13 protein-coding genes are annotated in these 18,660 nt (G+C 71.5%); 8 read left to right on the top strand and 5 right to left on the bottom strand.

Going from position 1 to position 18,660, the window contains the following annotated elements:
- Positions 1 to 110: 110 nt before the first annotated feature.
- Both WMF12_RS40250 and WMF12_RS40245 read right to left on the bottom strand, forming a co-directional pair.
- The gene (locus WMF12_RS40250; protein WP_437853760.1) at positions 111 to 1,205 is read right to left on the bottom strand and encodes a type VI secretion system protein; all 1,095 of its coding nucleotides are present in this window, start codon (positions 1,203 to 1,205) and stop codon (positions 111 to 113) included.
- A complete protein-coding gene (locus WMF12_RS40245; RefSeq protein WP_437742043.1) occupies positions 1,202 to 1,843 on the bottom strand; it encodes a DotU family type IV/VI secretion system protein in 642 nt (213 codons plus the stop codon). The genes WMF12_RS40250 and WMF12_RS40245 overlap by 4 nt, the downstream gene beginning before the upstream one ends.
- 238 nt (positions 1,844 to 2,081) lie before the next feature.
- Between WMF12_RS40245 and eno the strand changes: the two genes are divergently transcribed.
- Entirely contained in the window at positions 2,082 to 3,377 is a 1,296-nt protein-coding gene (gene eno, locus WMF12_RS40240) for a phosphopyruvate hydratase (RefSeq protein WP_437295560.1), read from the top strand.
- A gap of 192 nt (positions 3,378 to 3,569) precedes the next feature.
- On the opposite strand, the gene WMF12_RS40235 is transcribed toward eno, so the two are convergent.
- Both WMF12_RS40235 and WMF12_RS40230 read right to left on the bottom strand, forming a co-directional pair.
- Positions 3,570 to 3,947, bottom strand: a complete 378-nt coding sequence (locus tag WMF12_RS40235) for an RNA recognition motif domain-containing protein (protein WP_437853758.1) — start codon at positions 3,945 to 3,947, stop codon at positions 3,570 to 3,572.
- Between the two features lie 601 nt (positions 3,948 to 4,548).
- A complete protein-coding gene (locus tag WMF12_RS40230) occupies positions 4,549 to 5,676 on the bottom strand; it encodes a S8 family serine peptidase (RefSeq protein ID WP_437853756.1) in 1,128 nt (375 codons plus the stop codon).
- A gap of 131 nt (positions 5,677 to 5,807) precedes the next feature.
- Between WMF12_RS40230 and WMF12_RS40225 the strand changes: the two genes are divergently transcribed.
- The 3 genes from WMF12_RS40225 to WMF12_RS40215 all read left to right on the top strand — a co-directional run bounded on the left by WMF12_RS40225 (position 5,808) and on the right by WMF12_RS40215 (position 6,700).
- Positions 5,808 to 6,140 (top strand): hypothetical protein, encoded by a 333-nt coding sequence (locus WMF12_RS40225; RefSeq protein ID WP_437853754.1) that lies wholly within the window; start codon positions 5,808 to 5,810, stop codon positions 6,138 to 6,140.
- 72 nt (positions 6,141 to 6,212) lie between these two features.
- The gene (locus WMF12_RS40220; protein ID WP_437742039.1) at positions 6,213 to 6,446 is read left to right on the top strand and encodes a hypothetical protein; all 234 of its coding nucleotides are present in this window, start codon (positions 6,213 to 6,215) and stop codon (positions 6,444 to 6,446) included.
- Between the two features lie 11 nt (positions 6,447 to 6,457).
- A complete protein-coding gene (locus WMF12_RS40215) occupies positions 6,458 to 6,700 on the top strand; it encodes a hypothetical protein (RefSeq protein WP_437853752.1) in 243 nt (80 codons plus the stop codon).
- A gap of 90 nt (positions 6,701 to 6,790) precedes the next feature.
- On the opposite strand, the gene WMF12_RS40210 is transcribed toward WMF12_RS40215, so the two are convergent.
- Positions 6,791 to 7,687 (bottom strand): fibro-slime domain-containing protein, encoded by an 897-nt coding sequence (locus WMF12_RS40210; protein ID WP_437853750.1) that lies wholly within the window; start codon positions 7,685 to 7,687, stop codon positions 6,791 to 6,793.
- A gap of 522 nt (positions 7,688 to 8,209) precedes the next feature.
- On the opposite strand from WMF12_RS40210, the gene WMF12_RS40205 reads away from it, so the two are divergent.
- The 4 genes from WMF12_RS40205 (at position 8,210) to WMF12_RS40190 (ending at position 18,571) form a co-directional block, all read left to right on the top strand.
- Positions 8,210 to 9,757, top strand: a complete 1,548-nt coding sequence (locus WMF12_RS40205) for a YncE family protein (RefSeq protein WP_437853748.1) — start codon at positions 8,210 to 8,212, stop codon at positions 9,755 to 9,757.
- Entirely contained in the window at positions 9,754 to 11,169 is a 1,416-nt protein-coding gene (locus tag WMF12_RS40200; RefSeq protein WP_437853746.1) for a hypothetical protein, read from the top strand. The genes WMF12_RS40205 and WMF12_RS40200 overlap by 4 nt, the downstream gene beginning before the upstream one ends.
- A 287-nt stretch (positions 11,170 to 11,456) precedes the next feature.
- Entirely contained in the window at positions 11,457 to 12,425 is a 969-nt protein-coding gene (locus WMF12_RS40195; RefSeq protein ID WP_437853744.1) for a hypothetical protein, read from the top strand.
- A gap of 359 nt (positions 12,426 to 12,784) precedes the next feature.
- Positions 12,785 to 18,571: a sensor histidine kinase gene (locus WMF12_RS40190; protein ID WP_437853742.1), complete on the top strand. Its 5,787-nt coding sequence runs from the start codon at positions 12,785 to 12,787 to the stop codon at positions 18,569 to 18,571.
- The last annotated feature ends 89 nt before the right edge of the window (positions 18,572 to 18,660 follow it).

The raw sequence follows: 18,660 nt of genomic DNA, 5'->3' as shown, positions 1-18,660 counted from the left end.
CAGGTCGATTCCATGCCTCCGACGAGCCCTGCATCTCGGGGGCGTTTGAGCCCACGAGTTGCCATGTCAACTGGACGGCCGGGGCCGGCGGGGCCGCCCTCGGCGCCCGCTCACATCGCGTAGCGCAGGATGATCTCGGTGAGCCCCGCCGCGAGCAGCAGCAAGAGCCCGCCCACGAAGCAGAGCAGCGTGAACCGGTCGTCCCGCCACCGCTGCCGGAGAGGCACGATGTCCCGCTCCGGCAGCACGACGGCCCTCAGGGTCGCGTGGATCGGCAGCCCCCCCGGCCGCATCGCGACCGCCACGTTCGGCGGCTGCGCCAGCCCCATGTTCATGAACCGCGTCACCCCCGCGCGGAGCCGGTCCCCCATGCCGGGCATCGCGCTGCCGATCGCCACCGCGCGGAGCCACGGCGCCCGCTCGAACGCGTTCGCCATCGCGATCACCCCGAACAGCTGCTGCAGCCGCGGCATCAGCGCCCGCACCTCGGCCAGGTGCTGGAACGCCCGCGTCCGCGCCTCGGGCGCGTCCTCCGAGCTCACCCGCGCAAGGCAATACGACTCCAGCCGCGCGTTCAGCCCCTCGAGCTCCTGGAGGATCCGCGGCCCGGCGTGGTCCGGGCTCGTCTCGAGCGGGAGCGTGAAGCCCCACGGCTCCTCGCGCCCGCGCTCGGCGGTCCACTGGAACACCTCGGCGAAGCCCCAGAGCGTGTCGTAGCGCGACAGCACCACGTACGTCGGCACGTCGGCGCGCAGCGCCCGGCCGACCTCGACGAGGTACGCGCGGATGCGGTTCGCGTACGCGTCGAGCCCCTGCTCGTCGAGCTCGACGAACTCCGCGATGCTCAGGACGAGCAGGATGCCGTCGATCGGCTCGCGCTCCCGCGAGCGGCGCAGCTCGTCGCAGAGCCGCGAGAGCTCGGCCGGCTCCCGCCGCGGGCCGAGCACCGACGCCTCCGGCTCGATGAAGAGCGCCTCCTTCGCCAGCCAGTAAGAGCACCGCGCCCCGGGCACGCCGATCGGGAGCTGCCCGCCGCTCACGGGCCACGTCAGGTTCATCGAGCGGATCACCGTGGAGCGGCCCGATCCGGGCTCGCCGAGCACCAGGTAGCAGGGGACCGCGTAGATCCCCTGGTCGTTGCCCAGGTTCGCCTGCTCGACCAGCGTGTGGACGCTCGCCAGCTCGTAAACGAAGGAGCCGCTCATCGGACCCTTTGGGCGATCGTCCACGCGAGCGCGAGCGCGCCGGCGATCGCGACGAGCGACGCCAGCGCTCGCCCGACGAGGACGGACCGCCAGAACGACTGGGTGGGGAGGTGCTGCACCGCGACGCCCTCGACCTGCACCGGCTTGAGCACCCCGCCCTTCCAGTCCCGATCCGGATCCACGCCGAGCTTGAGCGACAGCTCGCGGCGGATCCGCAGCAGCTCGTCGGTGTTCTGCCCCGGCAGCCCGTAGCGCCCGCGGAAGCCGAGCCCGAGCACGCACGCGTACGTCGCCATGACCGGGAGCGGGCCCTTCCGGACGCGCTCCAGCCGCTCGAAGAACTCGACGCCCGCGTTGTTGGTCGTCCACCGCGACGCCTGGAGCGGGCGCTGCGCCCAGACCGGCCGCAGGTCCGGCAGCGACATCGCGAACTCGTCCGCGCACGCGGCGATCGCGAACATCCCGTCGTCGACCGACGCGATCGGCATCCCCTGCGCGAGCCTGGACCCCTTCAGCTCCTCGAGCAGCAGGTTCGCCTGCCGCAGCACGTGATCGGCCGGCGGCCGCCGCGGGGACTGGCGGAGCATGCAGAGCCAGAGGAGCATCTCCTCACCGAAGACGCCGATGGACGTTTCCACGCGGGCGCGAGCTTACGCCAGGCGCGCACCGACCGTCGACCCGGGCGCGCGTTCACCTTGCGCGCCGCGCGTAGGTCGACGGCTCGACGGTCGGTCCGCGTCGGATCCCGCGCCGCGCGCCGCGGGTGCACCGGAGCGTCGACATCCGGGGGGGGCCGTGCCTATGCTCCGGCCGCTTCTCGAGCCCCCTTCGAGAGCAGCCGGGGTCGCGCGAAGGCGATCCCCTTGAGGAGAGGTCATGTCGGAGATCCAGAGCGTCATCGCGCGCGAAGTCATCGATTCGCGCGGCAACCCCACCGTCGAAGCCGAGGTCACCACGCTGAGCGGCACGGGCCGCGCGGCCGTGCCGAGCGGCGCGTCGACCGGCGAGCACGAGGCCGTCGAACTCAGGGACGGCGACAAGAAGCGCTTCCTCGGCAAGGGCGTGCTCACCGCGGTGAAGAACATCGAGACCGTCCTCGGTCCGGCCGTCCTCGGGATGGATGCGCTCGACCAGGCCGAGCTCGACAAGGTGCTCATCCAGGCCGACGGCTCCCCCAACAAGTCGAAGCTCGGCGCCAACGCCATCCTCGCCGTCTCGATGGCCGCCGCCCGCGCCGCCGCGGACACGGTCGACCTGCCGCTCTGGCGCTACCTCGGCGGCGCCGCGGCGCGCGTCCTTCCGACGCCGCTCATGAACATCCTGAACGGCGGCGTGCACGCCGACAACGGCCTCGAGATCCAGGAGTTCATGATCGTCCCCTACGGCGCCGAGTCGTTCGCCGAGGCGCTGCGCACGGGCACCGAGATCTTCCACACCCTGAGGGGCCTGCTCAAGAAGGACGGCATGGTCACGGCCGTCGGCGACGAGGGCGGCTTCGCCCCGCGCCTCCCGTCGAACCGGGCGGCGCTCGAGTACGTCGTGCGCGCCATCGAGGCCGCCGGCCACCGCCCGGGCGAGGACGTCGGCGTCGCGCTCGACTCGGCGCTCAGCGAGTTCTACGACGCGAAGACCGAGCGGTACACCTTCGACAAGCAGCAGAAGACCCGCGAGGAGATCGTCGCCATCTACGACGAGCTCGCCAAGGCGTTCCCGATCGTGTCCATCGAGGACGGCGTCGCCGAGAACGACGAGAAGGGCTGGCGCCTGCTCACGGAGCGGCTCGGCAAGAAGGTCCAGCTCGTCGGCGACGATCTCTTCGTGACGAACCCCGCGCGCCTCGCGAAGGGCATCGAGGACGGCCTCGCCAACGCCATCCTCATCAAGCTGAACCAGATCGGCACGGTCACCGAGACGCTCGAGTGCATCCGCCAGGCGGCCGAGGGCGGCTACCGGTCGATCATCTCGCACCGCTCGGGCGAGACCGAGGACACGTTCATCGCCGACCTCGCGGTCGCGACGAACGCGGGCCAGATCAAGACCGGCTCCGCGTCCCGCTCGGATCGCGTCGCGAAGTACAACCAGCTGCTCCGGATCTCCTACGCGCTCGGCGACGGCCAGGTCTTCGCCGGCCGCGCGCCGTTCCGCCGCCCCGGGGCGAAGCGCTCCAGCTAGCTCTGTTCTACCCGGCCAGGAGTCCGGCCATCGCTGGCCGGGCTCCTGCGCGGGTCGCCGCGCCTTCGCGCTGGCGTTTCTTGCTTTATTTCCTGGGGGATCCCCCTGCGCTCCGCGCCCCGGCGTCCGTGGTCGAGGCGGCGAGAGGCCCCGCGCGGCGCTGACCGCGCCGTCGGGGTCGACCTTGCAGCGCTACCAGCGGTCGCGCCCGCCGCCGCCGCGGCCACCGCCGCGCCCGCCGCCGCCACCTCCGCGGCCGCCGCCGCCGCCGCCGCCACCCCCGCGGAAGCCGCCACCGCCGCCGCCGCCGCCGGGGCCACCGGTGCGCTCGCGCGCCTCGTTGACCGTCAGGGTACGGCCGTCGAGGTCCTTGCCGTGCAGCGCGTTGATGGCCGCCTGCGCCTGGGCATCGCTCACCTCGACGAACCCGAACCCGCGCGACTGCCCGGTCATCCTGTCTGTCATCAACTGAATCGAGAGTACCTCGACGCCGGCCCCTTCGAACGCGGTGCGCAGGCTGTCTTCCGTCGAATGGAACGCCAGGTTCCCCACATAAAGCCGCTTGCTCATGTCTGCCGCCAATCCCGTTGCACGATCCCCGCTTCCCTCGCGGACGGCCCGGATCGTGCCGCGGGCCGCACGCGAAAACGCTCCCCGACGACCGGCCGTCACCCCACGTTCGGACGAGGCAACCACGTTGCAGCAGGCGGCCGGATCAGAGGTCGAGGACGAACGAGCCTTGAGGCGCTCCGGAAGCTACCGGCCGGCGGCGGGGTACGCAAGGTATTCCCCCAGGCTGGCCGCGCCTGCCTGTTCCTGACCGCCGCCGCGCGCGGCGAGCCGGACCGTCGGACGGCGGCGGCGACGGCGCGCACCCCCGTTGGATACGGCGTGCGCCTCGTGCCGCGATGCCCCGTGCGATGTGGACGAACGGGCTCCGGGCCTCCTCGCGCCGTTCGTGCTCGAAGTCCCGGCGAGCCGGCCGTCAGACCGGCGCGGTACCCTGCCTGTCCGGAGCTCGACCTGGAGGTCCGTCGCGCTCGCCCACGGCGAGCCCGCCGCCGTGCAGCTCGCGGCGATCGGCCGCTTCCAGGACGGCTCCGAGCGCGACGTCACGGCGCAGGTCAGCTCGAGCGCCAGCGACCTCTTCGCCGCGTGGACGCCGGCGAGCTCACGCGGCGGCGCGCGCGGCGGCCACCGCGGCGCGGGGCTGCACGACGCCGAAGCCCTGCCGCTCCGGCGCGATGCCGGGCAGCCCGCGCGCCGTCTTCATCAGGATGCGCCGGCATTGCTGCGGGGAGAGGCGCGGGTTCGCCTCGAGCATCTGCGCCACGACGCTGCTCACGATCGGCGCGGCGAAGCTCGTCCCGTCCACGTGTTTGTAATGGCCGGAGATCACCTTCTGGTCGCGCAGCTTGGCCGCCGCGAGCTGGCGGACGAGGTACGGCTCGCGGCCGGCGATGGCGTCGAGGTCCGGATCGACGCACGCGTGCTCGACGAGCAGCCCGGGCAGCTCCTCGTCCCGGGCGCGGTCGAGCAGCGAGAGGAGCTGCGCCTGCGCCGCGGTCGGCGTCCCGGGCAGGATGGGCGCCGCCAGCCAGATCGCCGGCGCGATGATCTCCGGCTTCTGCAGCCCGTCGAGGGTGAGGCCGTGCGAAGAGTGGTAGTTCCACGTCTGCTCTCCTGCGCCGCCGTCGTCGAGCCCCCCGACGGCGATGACGCTCGGCGCGCTGGCCGGCGGCAGGACGCGGTGCCCCGGGTCGTGCCCTGCGTTGCCCGCGGCGGCCACGACCACGATGCCGTGCCGGGTCGCGTCGTCGGCGGCGCGCGACAGGCTCCCGGTCAGGTACGACTCCTCGTAATCGCCTCCGCAGGAGATGTTGAGCACACGGATTCCGTGCTGCTCGCGGTGCGCGATCACCCATTCGATGCCCCGCCGGATGTCGTCGTGGACGATGCGGTGGGCGAAGCCGACCTTGACCAGCACGAGGTTCGCCTCCCAGGCGAGGCCGCGGAAGCGCCCGTCGGAGAGCGCGCCGTTCCCGGCGGCGACCACCGAGGTCATCATGCCGTGCCACGACGAGGCGTCCCCGTGCTCGAGCGCCGAGGGGCCCGCCTCGGGCGCGAAGAGGTCGTGGTAGGCGAGGACGCGGTTCCTGGGCGTTGTGAGGTCCGGGTGGGCGTAAAAGCCGGAGTCGAGGAAGGCGATGGTGACGCCGCGGCCGGCGTAGCCGGGGTCCGCGTGCAGCCGGTCCGCGATGGGCAGGATACGCCTGGGGTCGAGGTCGCTTGGAGGCATCGGCGCGACACTATTTCACCGTTCCGCCGCCCCTGCCCTCGGGAACTCCGCGCGAGCCCGTCCGCTCGTCCGGCGGACGTGCGCAGCGCGCCGTCTGGACGGGCGCGCGGCGCTCCGGCAGGCTCGCGCGCATGAGGTCGTTCATCGCGACGATGGTGTATGAGCTCCACCCGGACACGCCCCCGGAAGCGAGGAAGCTCCTCCGCGCGCACCTCGTCGGCAGGCGCTGGCAGGACAGGCACGATGGCGCGGCGATGCCGTCGACCGCGGTCTGGATCCGCCGCTCCGCGGAGGACCACGAGACGACCGACGACCTGCACGCCGCGTGCGCGCGCGACCTCGGCGACGCGGTGGCCGCCGTGGCGCGGGCGGGGCGGCCGATCCAGGTGCTGCGCGCGTGGATCCAGGTGAGCGGCGCGGGGACCTACGGGCTCGTCACGGTGCCGAGGCCGGTGGACGGCTGAGCGCGCGCGGCGGAAAGCCGCGCCCTGTCGTGGCGCTTCGGATAGGCTTGGATGGCTCGAAGGGAGGCTTGGATGGCTCGAAGGCTGGGGATTGGCGCGGCGCTGCTCTCGCTGGTCGCGCTCGCGGGTGGCTGCGGGGGGCTCTCGACGGAGGAGGCGCAGCAGCGCTGTGCCCAGCTGCGCGACGCGGTGCCGTCCTGCTCCACCGACGAGAGCCACGAGGCGTGCGTGAGCTGCTACGAGGAGTGCGGCGACGCCTGCGAGCCGTCGGGGGCGTGCCCGCAGACGTTCACCTGCGCAGAATGAGAGGGAGCTGCATGAGCAAGGACAGGAAGAGCTCGCTGTTCGTCGCCGCCCTCGTCGCGGTCGCGGGCGCCGTGTCCGGCTGCGGCGGCTACGACGCGGAGAAGGCGAGGGAGGTGTGCGCCGAGCACGTCGGCGAGGTCACCTCGCCCGAGCGGGCCGCCTCGTACGCCGACTGCATGGACTGTTTCCAGGAGTGCGGTTCGCGCTGCGCCGTGCTCGAGAGCGCTCCGCCGCAGTTCGCCTGCTCTGACTGATCGCCGCGCGCGCGAGCGTCGCAGGGGGAGGGGGCACCCCGACGAGGCGCTACGGGAGGGCCAGGCGGGCGGCCTCGCTCGTCGCCGGCGTCAGTTGACCTGGATGCCGCAGTTGAGGAACTCGATCGAGGTGTCGATCCGGAAGTGGGAGTCGGTCACGTGGCGCTCGGCAAAGAAGAAGTCGAGCTGATACGTCTTCCCGATCTCGAGCCCGAGGTCGTCGAGGTCGACGATCTCGGTCTGCTCGGCGTGGATGCCCCCGAGGTCGACCACCTTCTTCCCGTTGATGTACGTGAAGACGTCGTCGTCGCCGGCGAATGTGAACTGCTCGCCGCCCTTGTACTCGAAGCCCATGTGCATCTCGAAGGTGAAATGGTAGTTGTGCACCCGCCCCTCGTTGCCGAACAGCGCTTCGTCGACCGGGAAGAACTCCCGGTTGTTGTACGTCCACACGCCGTCGCCTTCGGGGTCCTCGAACTGTAGCGTGATGTTCATCGGCATGTTCACGCCCTCGGTGTCGCGGAACCACACGTCGAAGTTCTCCTTGCCGGTCGTGGTCGTGGTGCCCTCGGCCCCGCCGGCATAGACGGGCTTCAGGTCCTCTCCGAGGGTGTCCGTGACGATCATGTGATCGTCGCAGTTGATGCACTTGCCCTCGTCCTGCGGCTCCATGTCGGGGTGCGCCTCCTGGAAGTCGCGCACCCGGCCGGTGAACTTGCCGTCGCACGACTTGCCGGTTTCCTGGTTCTCCCCGGGGTTCCCGCCGACACCGCTGCTGCTGACGGTGGGATCGACCGAGCCGAAGCTGTCATCGTAGCCGCCCGTCCCGCTGGGCCCCCCGGTGGTCCCGCCGGGCCCGCCCGCGCCCTGCCCCTGCGATGACGCGTCGCCTCCGCTGCTGCTGTTCCCCTGATTGTCCACTGCGCTGCACGCACCCAGCACGCCCATAAGCGCAAGCGCCGCCACGCACCCAGCCGTCTTTTTCATCGCCAACCTCGTGTTAAGATGCCGTCCCAAGACCCCGCCGGTAAATTAGCATGATGGTGTCCTCCCGGCGTGCTGACGTGGTGCGTTATCTTGTGGAATTGCACCCGGCAAATGTGCCTATTCTTTTGGTGGTGCTGGGATTTTCTTCTGATGGTGTTCGCTCGGCGAGTCATGGCCGCAAGCGCGCCGGGCGCAGGGAGCACGTCAATTCGGTGATATCGACGCTTCGGCCACCCGGCGGCCGCCGGCCGACTCCCGAGCTGACGCCCAACGGCCGACTGCCGAGCTGACGGCCACAACCATGTTCCCCTCTGCTGCACCGGCGGCCCTCGCCCCGCCGCGCGAGGCATCTTTCGTGGCGGTGCGATCTCCTGCCACGTCGTTTCGTCCACGGCGCGCGCCGCTCGTGGCTTGGGCCACGTCGCCGGGGCCGCTGCGCCGGCACGAAAGGCTCGACTTCCGGGCACGCTCGGGTTACGCGAGGTCCGCTCGTCACGGACACGGAAGAGACGCAGGTGCGCAGTGGACCACGAGACGCGGAGCGATACCGAGCCCGGCTCCAGCGCCGCTGAGGCGCGGGAGGCTCGCCACGCCGCCGAGGCGAGCCCGGTGCCCGTCCCGTGGACGGAGCCGCCGCCCCGGCGATCGACCGGCGCCGGCGAGGCGACCTGTCCTGTCTGCCTCGAGCGCATCGCCGCCGGGATCGCCCTCTGCCCCGAGTGCGGGGAGCCGGCCGACGCGCCCAGGCGGACGGCGACGGCGCCTTCGATCCCCGATGCCCCCAAGGACGCGAGCTGGCTCTCCCTCCACTGGCGCCCGCTCGTCACGATCGGCGCGATCCTGGGGCTCATCAGCACCGGCGGCGCGCTCCGTTACCTGGCGCCCCACCGGTTCGCGCCGTCCCGGGCCGCGTCGCCGGTCGCTCCCCCGGCCCCGGTGTGCGGGGCGCCGTGCTGGAGCGGCGAGTCATGCCAGCTCGGCCGCTGCGTCTGGCAGCGCCCGAACGACGTCGGCCACTTGGCCGACACGCACGCGCCCTCGATCACCGGCCCCTTCTCGCTCCCCAAGGACGCGCTCGACGCGCTCCCGCTCGACCGTGACCGCTTCGTGGTCGCGCTGTCCGCCGGCCTGGAGGTGCGCAGCTCCCGGACCGGCCAGGCGCTGAGCCTCGTCTCCGAGGCGCCCCACGTCCGGCGCCTGCACCGCGTGGGCGACGTCGTCTACGCGACCGCGCCCTCGCGCATCTATGTGATCGACGCCGCCACGACGCGGCTGCTCAAGACGATCGAGCTCGGCGAGGCCGTGGGCGACATCCAGGTAGGCGCCTCGGGCCGGCGCGCGCTCGCCTCGCTGCCGGCGGCGCACGCGGTGGCGATCCTCGCGACCGAGTACCACGCCGAGATCGAGCGCATCCAGTTCGGCGACGACGCCGTGGGCCCGGTGGCCGTGGACGACAGCGGCACCCGCGCGATCACGACGACGGGCCAGCTCCCGCTGCCCGGCAAGGGCGAGCCGTCGGGCGGCGTCGCCTATCCGTTCGACCCGAGCCGGCTCGGCTCGGAGCAGGATCGCGTGCGCACCTCGATGGTGGGCAACCCGGCCAGCGCGCTCATGATCCCCGACGGCTCGGCGGGCTTCGTGGCCCTCCGGGCCGAGAACACCCTGGTGCCGCTCACCTGGCTCCCGTCGGGCGCGGTCCGGCAGGAGGCGCGCATCACGACGTGCCGGGAGCCGGAGCAGATCGCGCTCATCCGGAGCGACCGGCGCGCGATCGTGCGGTGCAACGAGGGGCGGGCGATCCAGGTCTTCGATCTGTCGAAGCGCGAGCTGCTCCGCGCCGTCACGTTCCCCGGCCGCGCGCTCGACATGGCCGTCGCTCCGGACGGGGCGCAGGCGGTCGTCGCGCTGAGCGGCGACGGGGCGGGCTCGGTGGCCCTGGTCGATCTGAAGAGCTACGCGGCGAAGGTCCACCCGCTCGGCGGCGAGCCGACGCGGGTGCGGCTCGCCCCGGACGGCGGCTCGGCGCTCGCGCTCGGCGATCGCGCCAAGGTCGCATGGGTGCTGCAATGAGCGAGCGTCGCGTCCCGTGCCCGAGCTGCGGCGCGCGGATCGTCGAGGGGGCGCGCAAGTGCCGCGCCTGCAAGGGGTGGCTCGGCGAGCGCCACCGCGGCTCCGTGGGGTCGCTCTCCGGCCGCGAGCCGCGCCTGGCGCGGGCCGCGGTGACCGTGGCGAGCGGCGTCGCGGCCGTGATCATCGCCACCCTGACCAGCCTGAAGTCGCCCGTCGGCGAGGCGCCGCCGCTGACCGCGCTCGCGCCGGAGGGCGCCGCCCCGCGCGCCGCGCCGGACGACGCGCCGGACCCCGCGGCGTTCGGCCCCGACGCCGCCGAGCCCGCGCCGCCCCCGGCGGAGCCGAAGGGCCGCTGGCGCGCCCGCGAGTTCCGGATCGGGGACGTGCACCCGCTCGACGTGGTCTTCAACCCGAGCGGCGCGTCGATCTACGTCAGCGCCGACGACGCCTCGCTGCGCGAGTACAAGCTCCAGAGCGGCGAGCTCATCCACAAGGCGTCGATGCCGGCGCAGGGCGACCACATCCGGCTCCTGTTCGACCGCTACGTCGCGGTGCTGCGGCACGAGGACGCCGCGCGGATCCCGGTGATGGACACGACCGCGTGGGATCGCGATCCGGTCCTGCTCGACGTCGGCCGGACGCCGGGCGACATCGTGGCGCTGCCGGACGGCAGGACGGTGGTCGCGGCGACGACGGACACGAAGCGCGTGACGAAGTTCGAGCTGCCGACGGGGGTGCGGCTCGCGAACATCACGCTCCCGCACGCCACGGGGCAGCTGTTCCTCGTGCAGGCCGAGGGGCGCCCCTACATCGCGGCGCTCGGCGCGCTGACGCACGCGGGCCGGCCGGGGGGCGCGTGGATCGACCTGTTCGACCCGAGCGAGTCGCCGTTCGGCGCGACCCGGCGGAGCATCGCGGTCGGGCGCGAGCCGCGCGAGGGCGACATCACGCGGGATGGCGGCGCCGTGTTCTTCCCGGATCGGCTGTCCAACACGGCGATCCTGCTGAGCGTCGCCGGGGTGACCGAGACGAGGAAGACGCCCGTCGGCGTCGGGCCGACCGCGGGCTTCTTGCTCGATGAGGACCGGTACGGCATCACGCTCAACGCCGAGGCGCGGACCGCGAGCGTCATCGACCTATCGACGATGGAAGTGAAGAGCACGCTCCCGCTCCGCGGGGTGCCGCTGACGGGCGTGACGTCGCCCGACCGGAAGACGCTCTTCGTGGCGCTCGGTGGGACCCAGTGGCCGCCTGTCGGCAGCGGCGTCGCGGTCATCGCGGGCGACCCGCCGAGGGTCGTCGCGTCGCTGCCCACGGGCAGGGGCGCGTGCGCCGTGGCGGTCTCGAAGGACGGCGCGCGGGCGGTGGTCGCGTCGTACTGGGACCGCTCGATCACGGTGCTCGAGCGGTAAGGCCCGGCCGCGGCGGCGGATCGGCGCTCCGCGCATCGCTCGCCCGCGGCTCGTCTCGATGGCCGGCAGGTTTCTCCGAGGTTCCGCGGCGCGCAGGTAACGACATCTCCGGCGAACAGAGGTGTCGAGCACGCGCCATCATTTCGTCCCTGTCATCTTTGCGAAACCTCTCTGCGCAGAGAGTGGGAGCAGGCTCAGCAGAGCCGACGGCAGTTCCGAAGGCTGTCTCGTTGCGCTGGCGACGAGGCCACAGCGGTTGTCCTCCAGCCCAACCCCCTGCTCTGCCCATGACCAACAAGCATCCATGTCGTCCGTTGTTCCGTGTGCTCTTCGGCGCGAGCCTCCTTTGTCTGCCTGCGTTTCAGGCGTCGGCTCAGCCCGCGACGGAGCCTGCCGCCGCGGAGCCGCCGGCGGACAAGCCCAAGCCGCCTCCGTATTCGTTGCCGTTTCAGCTCCGTCCGGTGGTCGCCGTGTCCGTCGTGCGCTCCGACACCGCGATCGCCTTCTACAGCGCTCCTTCCGCGAGCTCCTCCGGCTCGACCGTCGCGTCCACGCTGCTCTTCAGCTACAAGGTGACCGACGATCTGGCCCCGCTCGTGCGGCTCGGCGTCGTCTCGAACTCCCCGCCTGCGGGCGACTCGGGCTTCGGGTTCCTGAACCCTGTCGTCGGCGCCACCTACGCGCTGAAGCTCACGCCGGAGCTGCGACTCGCCCTGTTCCTTGGCCTCACGGTGCCCGTGGGCTCCGGCGGCGGCAACACGCCGAGCCCGGAGATGGGCCCCGCGAGGACGGCGGGGATCTACGCCCGCTCGGCGATGGATAACGCGATGTTCGCCGTCAACGACTTCACGGTCTTCCCGGGCGTCGGGTTCGCCTATGTAGCGCACGGCTTCACCGCGCAGATCGAGGCCACGGTGCTCCAGCTCATGCGCGTCCGCGGGGAGGACGTGCAGCCGGACTCGTCGAAGACGAACTTCACCGCCGGCGTGCACCTCGGCTACTTCGTCGTCCCGATGCTGTCGATCGGCGCCGAGCTCCGGCACCAGCGCTGGCTCTCGACGCCGGTCTCCGTGCAGAAGGACGCCTCCCGCGCGACGCGCGAGACGACGACGGTGGCCGTGGGGCCGCGCGGCCACTTCAAGCTGGGAGAGAAGATGTGGTTGCGCCCCGGGGTCGCGTTCGCGATGGGGCTCGATGATCCGATGACGGCGTCAGAGCACAAGATCCTGCAGATCGACGTGCCATTCGCCTTCTAGATTCCCGATCCTGATCCGACCATCGGTCCAGGCTGGCTCGCCCGTCCGGCGCAACCGGCGGCCCGAGCAGCCGAGCGATCGCTTCGTGAATCCCCTCCTGGGGTCGCCGTCCGTCCAGGGGCGGGCGCAGCGGGGTCCTCGTGGTATCGATAGTGTATCGATACAGGAGGGGGTCTGACGATGTCACGATCGCGGGAGCATGGGGCGGGCGGCGCGGTGTCCGGTGGGAGGCGTGTGTGCGCGCCGGTTGGGTGGCTGAGCCCCCTCGGGGCGGCACACGGGCTCGGCCGCTCCGGGGTCGCCGACGGCGATGTCCCCCCCGGCCGACCGGCGCCAGCGCTTTGCGGCATGTCGTCCTCGTGAGTCTGCCCAAGGAGATGCGCGCTCCCTCCCCGTACACGATCACCGGGACCCTCCACGAGGGCGGAAGAACCCGCCTGCTTCGCGCGGTCCGGAGCGCCGATGGCCGCCCGGTGATCTTGAAGGTCATCGACCCGAGGAGCGGCTGCTCGCAGGACATCGAGCGCCTCCGGCGCGAGTACACGATGGGCAAGGGTCTCCGCCACGAGGCCTTCGTCGAACCGCTCGCCCTCGAGACGTTCGAGGGGCTGCCGGCGCTCGTCATGGAGGATTTCGGCGGCGAGTCGCTCGATCACCTCATCCTCATCGATGCGCCCATGAGCGCCGGGCGGTTCCTCGATCTCGCGGTACGTCTCGTCACCTGCGTGGCGGAGCTCCACCAGCGGGACATCCTCCACAAGGATCTCAAGCCCCAGAACATCCTCGTCAACGCGACCACGGGCGAGGTGAAGCTCGCCGACTTCGGCCTTGCCTCCCGCCTCCCCCGCGAGCAGCCCCCGGTCGGGACTCCCCGGCTCATCGAAGGCTCCTTGCCGTACCTGTCTCCGGAGCAGACGGGGCGAATGAATCGGGCGATCGACAGCCGCGCAGATCTCTATGCGATCGGCGTCACCTTCTACCAGATGCTCACGGGGCGCCTGCCCTTCGTGGCGCGGGATCCGCTCGAGTGGGTGCACTGCCACGTCGCCCTCGCCCCGCCGCCGCCCTCCGCGATCGTCCCCGGGATGCCCGAGGTCCTCTCGGCGATCGTCCTGAAGCTCCTCGCCAAGATGGCGGAGGATCGCTACCAGACCGCCCGCGGCCTCAGGCACGACCTCGAGCGGTGCCTCTCGCAGCACCGGGCGTGTGGCAGGATCGAGCCGTTCTCCCTGGGCGAGCGCGACATCTCCGGCCGCGTCCAGCTCCCGCAGAAGCTCTATGGCCGCGAGCGCGAGGTGAGCGCCTTGCGGCGCACGTTCGAGCGCGTCGTGGACACGGGGGTCCCCGAGCTCGTCCTGGTCTCTGGCTATTCCGGCAGCGGAAAGTCGGCCCTCGTTCACGATCTCTACAAACCGATCGTCCGGGAACGAGCCCTGTTTCTTTCGGGGAAGTTCGAACGATCCAACCGCGGCATCCCTCACTTCACGCTCGTCCAGGCCTTCCGGGATGTCGTGTGCGAGATCCTCGCGGAGCCCGAGGACCGGATCGCGGCCCTCCGGCAGCGGCTGCTCGACGCGCTCGGGCCCAACGGACAGCTCATCGTGGACGTCATCCCGCAGGTCGAGCTCGTCATCGGCCGGCAACCGCAGGTCCCTGAGCTCCCGCTGGCCGAGGCGCAGCACCGGTTCCGCGTCGTGTTCCGGAGGTTCATCGGGGCGTTTGCCCGGCTGGAGCTCCCGCTCGTGCTCTTCCTCGACGATCTCCAGTGGACCAACCCCGCGAGCCTCGGGCTCCTTCATGATCTGATGACCCACCCGGAGACGCGCCACCTCCTCGTCGTCGGCGCGTACCGCGACAACGAGGTGACGCCCTCGCACCCGCTCATGGCGGCGCTCGACAAGGTGCGAAAGGACGGCGCGCGCGTCTCCGACATCGTGCTCGGCCCGCTCTCCCGGGAGCACCTCGGCGCGCTCGTCGGCGACGCGCTCCGCTGCCGCAGCGAGGACGCCGCGCAGCTCTCGGCCCTCGTCCACGAGAAGACGGCCGGCAACCCCTTCTTCGCGATCCTGTTCCTCACCGCGCTGCACGAGGAGCGGCTCATCGAGCTCGACGAGCGCGCCGAGAGCTTCCGGTGGGACGTCGCGAAGATCCGCGAAAAGGGCTTCACGGACAACGTGATCGACCTGATGGTCGGCAAGCTCGTGCGGCTCCCTCCGGGCACCCAGGAGGCGCTGAAGCACCTCGCCTGTCTCGGGAGCGCCGCCGGCGTCGACCGCCTCGCGATGGTCCGCGGCAGCTCGGTGGAGGAGACGCACGCGGACCTCTGGGATGCCGTCCGCGTGGGGCTGGTCCTGCGCAGGGACGCCTCGTACAGGTTCGTCCATGACCGGGTCCAGGAGGCCGCCTATTCGCTCATCCCCGAAGGCGAGCGGCCGGCGATGCACCTCGGGATCGGCCGGCTGCTCGCGTCGCGCGCGGCGCCGGAGGCGCTCGAGGAGAAGATCTTCGAGATCGTCAATCAGCTCGACCGAGGCGCTCCGCTGATCACATCACGGGCGGAGCGCGAGCGGGTGGCTGAGCTCAACCTCATCGCGGGCAAGCGCGCCAGGGGGTCGAACGCCTGCGTCCTGGCGCTGAGGTATCTGGCCGCCGGCAGGGCGCTGCTCCCGGAGGATCGCTGGGAGCGACGGTACGAGCTCACCTTCGAGCTCGAGCTCCATCGGGCCGAGTGCGAGTACCTCACCGGCGATCTCTCGGCGGCCGAGGAGCGGCTCTCGGCGCTCTCGCGCCGCGCCGCGAGCCTCGTCGATCTGGCCGCCGTCACGTGCGTGCGCCTCGGCCTCTACACGACCATGGACCGCAGCGATCGCGGCGTCGACGTGGGCCTCGACTACCTCCGCCGCGTCGGCGTCACGTGGTCGCCGCACCCCACGGACGAGGAGGTACGGAAGGAATACGAGCGAGTCTGGGAGCTGCTCGGGAGCCGTTCGGTCGAGGACCTCATCGACTCACCCCGGATGACGGACCCGGAGTGCCGCGCGACCCTCGAGGTCCTGACCCACGCGCAGTCGCCGGCGCTGTTCACCGACGCGAACCTGAATTGCCTCGTCGTGACGCGCATGACGACCCTCAGCCTCGAGCGCGGCAACTGCGATGCATCGTGCCTCGCCTACACCTGGTTCGGCATGCTCCTCGGGCCGCGCTTCGGCGATTACCGCATGGCCTACCGGTTCGCCAGGCTCGGCCTCGAGCTCCTGGAGCGCCGCGGGGCCCTGCGCCTCAAATCCCGCGTCTACCTGGGCTTCGGGCACCGGGTCAACCCGTGGGTGAGGCACATGCGCGCCGGCGTCGAGCTCCTGCGACGGGGCTTCGAGGCGGGGCAGGAGACCGGGGACATCACGTATGCGTCGTACAACAAGAACTGCCTGATCACGATCCTCCTCGCCGCGGGAGAGCCCCTCGGCGAGGTGCAGCGCGAGGCCGAGCGTGCGCTCGACTTCGTGCGGCGGGCGCGGTTCGGCCTCGAGGTCGACATCGTCACCGCGCAGCTCAGGCTCATCCGGGCCCTCCGGGGCCTCTTGCCCGATCTCTCCTCGTTCAGCGACGCCGACTTCGACGAGCGCCGGTTCGAGCAGCGCCTGGAGGGTGATCCGCGCCTCGCGATCGCGACCTGCTGGTACTGGATACGCAAGCTGCAAGCGCGCTTCCTCGCGGGCGATCTCGATGGCTCGCTCGAGGTCGCGGAGAAGGCGCGGCCGCTCCTCTGGACGTCGGGCTCGTTCTTCGAGGTGGCCGAGTACCATTTCTATGGATCGCTCGTGCGGGCGGCGCGCTGCCGCGCGGCGGACGCCGCCGAGCGGCGCCGGCACCTCGAGGCGCTCGCCGCCCACCAGCGGCAGATCGACACCTGGGCGGAGAGCTGCCCCGAGAACTTCGGCGACCGCGCGGCGCTGATCGGCGCCGAGATCGCGCGTCTCCGCGGCGCATGGGACGACGCTGCCCAGCTCTACGAGCAGGCGATTCGCTCGGCGCGCGCGAGCGGCTTCGTGCACAACGAGGCGCTGGCCTACGAGATCGCGTCGGGGTTCTACCGGGAGCGAGGGTTCGAGCTGATCGCCGACACCTACCTCCGCGAGGCCCGCGCCTGCTATGTCCGCTGGGGGGCGGACGGCAAGGTCCGGCACATCGATCAGCGGAATCCGCGTCTCTGGGACGCGAGGCCGCTCGCCCCGACCGCCTCCTTCGCGGCGCGGTTCGAGCAGCTCGACCAGCTCTCGGTGGTCAAGGCGTCGCAGACCATCTCGAGCGAGATCGTCCTCGACAAGCTCCTGCGGACGCTGCTCACGGTCGTCCTCGAGCAGGGCGGCGCGCAGCGAGCTTGTCTCGTCCTGCACCAGGACGAGCGCCTCTCCATCGGAGCCGAGGCCATCCTGGAGGAGAGCGGGGAGGTGAGGACCCTCCTCCCGCGCTCTGGGGAGGGCGCTTCACAGCGCGTCCCCATGACGCTCGTCCGCTACGTGCAACGGACGAAGGAGCGCGTCATCCTGAGCCCTACCGAGGCTCTCGCCGGCAAGTTCTCCGGCGACGCGTACTTCGCGCGGCGCAAGCCCAGGTCGGTCCTCTGCATGCCCATCCTGAGGCAGGCGGAGGTGGCGGGCCTGCTCTATCTGGAGAACGACCTCCTCGCCGGCGCGTTCCCGCCGGAGCGGCTCACCGCCCTGTCGCTGCTCGCCGCGCAGGCCGCGATCTCCCTGGAGAACGCGCGGCTCCTCTCCAAGGAGCATGCCGCGAGGACCGGGGCCGAGGCGGCGGAGCGGCGCGCGGCCTTCCTGGCCGAGGCCGGGGAGATCCTCTCCGGGTCGCTCGATTACGAGGAGACGCTGGCGCGCGTCGCGCGGCTCGCGGTGCAATCGCTCTGCGACTGGTGCATCACCGATGTCGTCGAAGGCGAGCAGATCCGGCGAAGCATCTGGGCGCACAGGGATTCCGCCAAGGAGTCGCTGCTCGAGCAGCTGCGGCGCCGGTATTCTCCTGCCCTGGATTCGCCCCATCCGGCGGCCAGGGCGCTGCGGCGTGGTGAGCCGTTGCTGGTCTCCGGGTGCTCCGAGGAAGAGCTCCGGCAATACTGCGAGGACGACGAGCATGCGAGGCTCATCCGCGAACTCGGGGTGCAGAGCCTCATCGCGGTGCCGCTCATGGCGCGGGGGCGGCCGATCGGGGCGCTGAGCGTCGTCTCGTCCGCGCCGGGGCGCTGCTACGGGGAGGCCGACCTGGAGATCGTCCAGCACGTGGCGCACAGGGCCGCGCTCGCGATCGACAATGCGCGGCTGTACCGCGCTACCCAGGAGGCCATCCGCATGCGGGACGAGTTCCTCACCGTGGCGACGCACGAGCTCAATACGCCGATGACGTCGCTCACGCTCTCGCTCGAGGCCATGGAAAGGAGCCTTCGCTCGGGTCGGCTCTGCGATCCGCCGGCGATGGGCAGGCAGGTCGAGCGCGCGCTGCGGCAGGCGATGCGCCTCGCCCGCCTGAACCGCGAGCTCCTCGAGGTCTCGAGGATCGACACGGATCGGGCCTCGCTCGACCTCGCGGAGGTCGACCTCGGCGGGGTCGTGCGCGACGTGATCGCGCGGTTCGAGCTGGATCTGGCGCGCGCCGGGTGCTCGGTCTCGCTGAGGATCAGCGGCCGCAACGTGGGCTCCTGGGATCGCTCCCGCGTCGACCAGATCGTCACGAACCTCGTCGCCAACGCGATCAAGTTCGGCCCGGGCAAGCCCATCGAGATCGTCCTCGGCGAGGAGGCCGGGACGACGCGGCTCTCGGTGAAGGATCACGGGATCGGCGTCGACCCGGCGCGCCAGGAGCGGATCTTCGATCGCTTCGAGCGCGCCGTGTCCGACCGGCACTACGGCGGGCTGGGGCTCGGCCTGTACATCAGCCGCCAGATCGCGCAGGCGCACGGCGGCTCGATCCGTGTCGAGAGCGCGCCCGGCGCCGGCGCCACGTTCACCGTCGAGCTCCCCGGCGCCGGACCGCCGGTGTCGCCGCGCGCGCTAGTCTTCTCGAACGATTCGATAGGATCGCGCGCCTCCCCAGGAGGCAGCGCAGGCAGTGATGGTTTTGGATCGTTCAATTCGTCATAGCGCTCCTCTTCTTCGCGCGACCGACTCGCCAGCGGTGGTGAGAGCACCAGCCTTCGCTCTTCGGATGGACTCCCCCTTCGTTCCACGGG

The organism is Sorangium sp. So ce363 (assembly GCF_051520435.1).
Classification (GTDB): domain Bacteria; phylum Myxococcota_A; class Polyangia; order Polyangiales; family Polyangiaceae; genus Sorangium; species Sorangium cellulosum_B.
The sequence above is the reverse complement of the archived record's forward strand: the minus strand, read 5'-3'. Positions and strand labels throughout refer to the sequence as shown.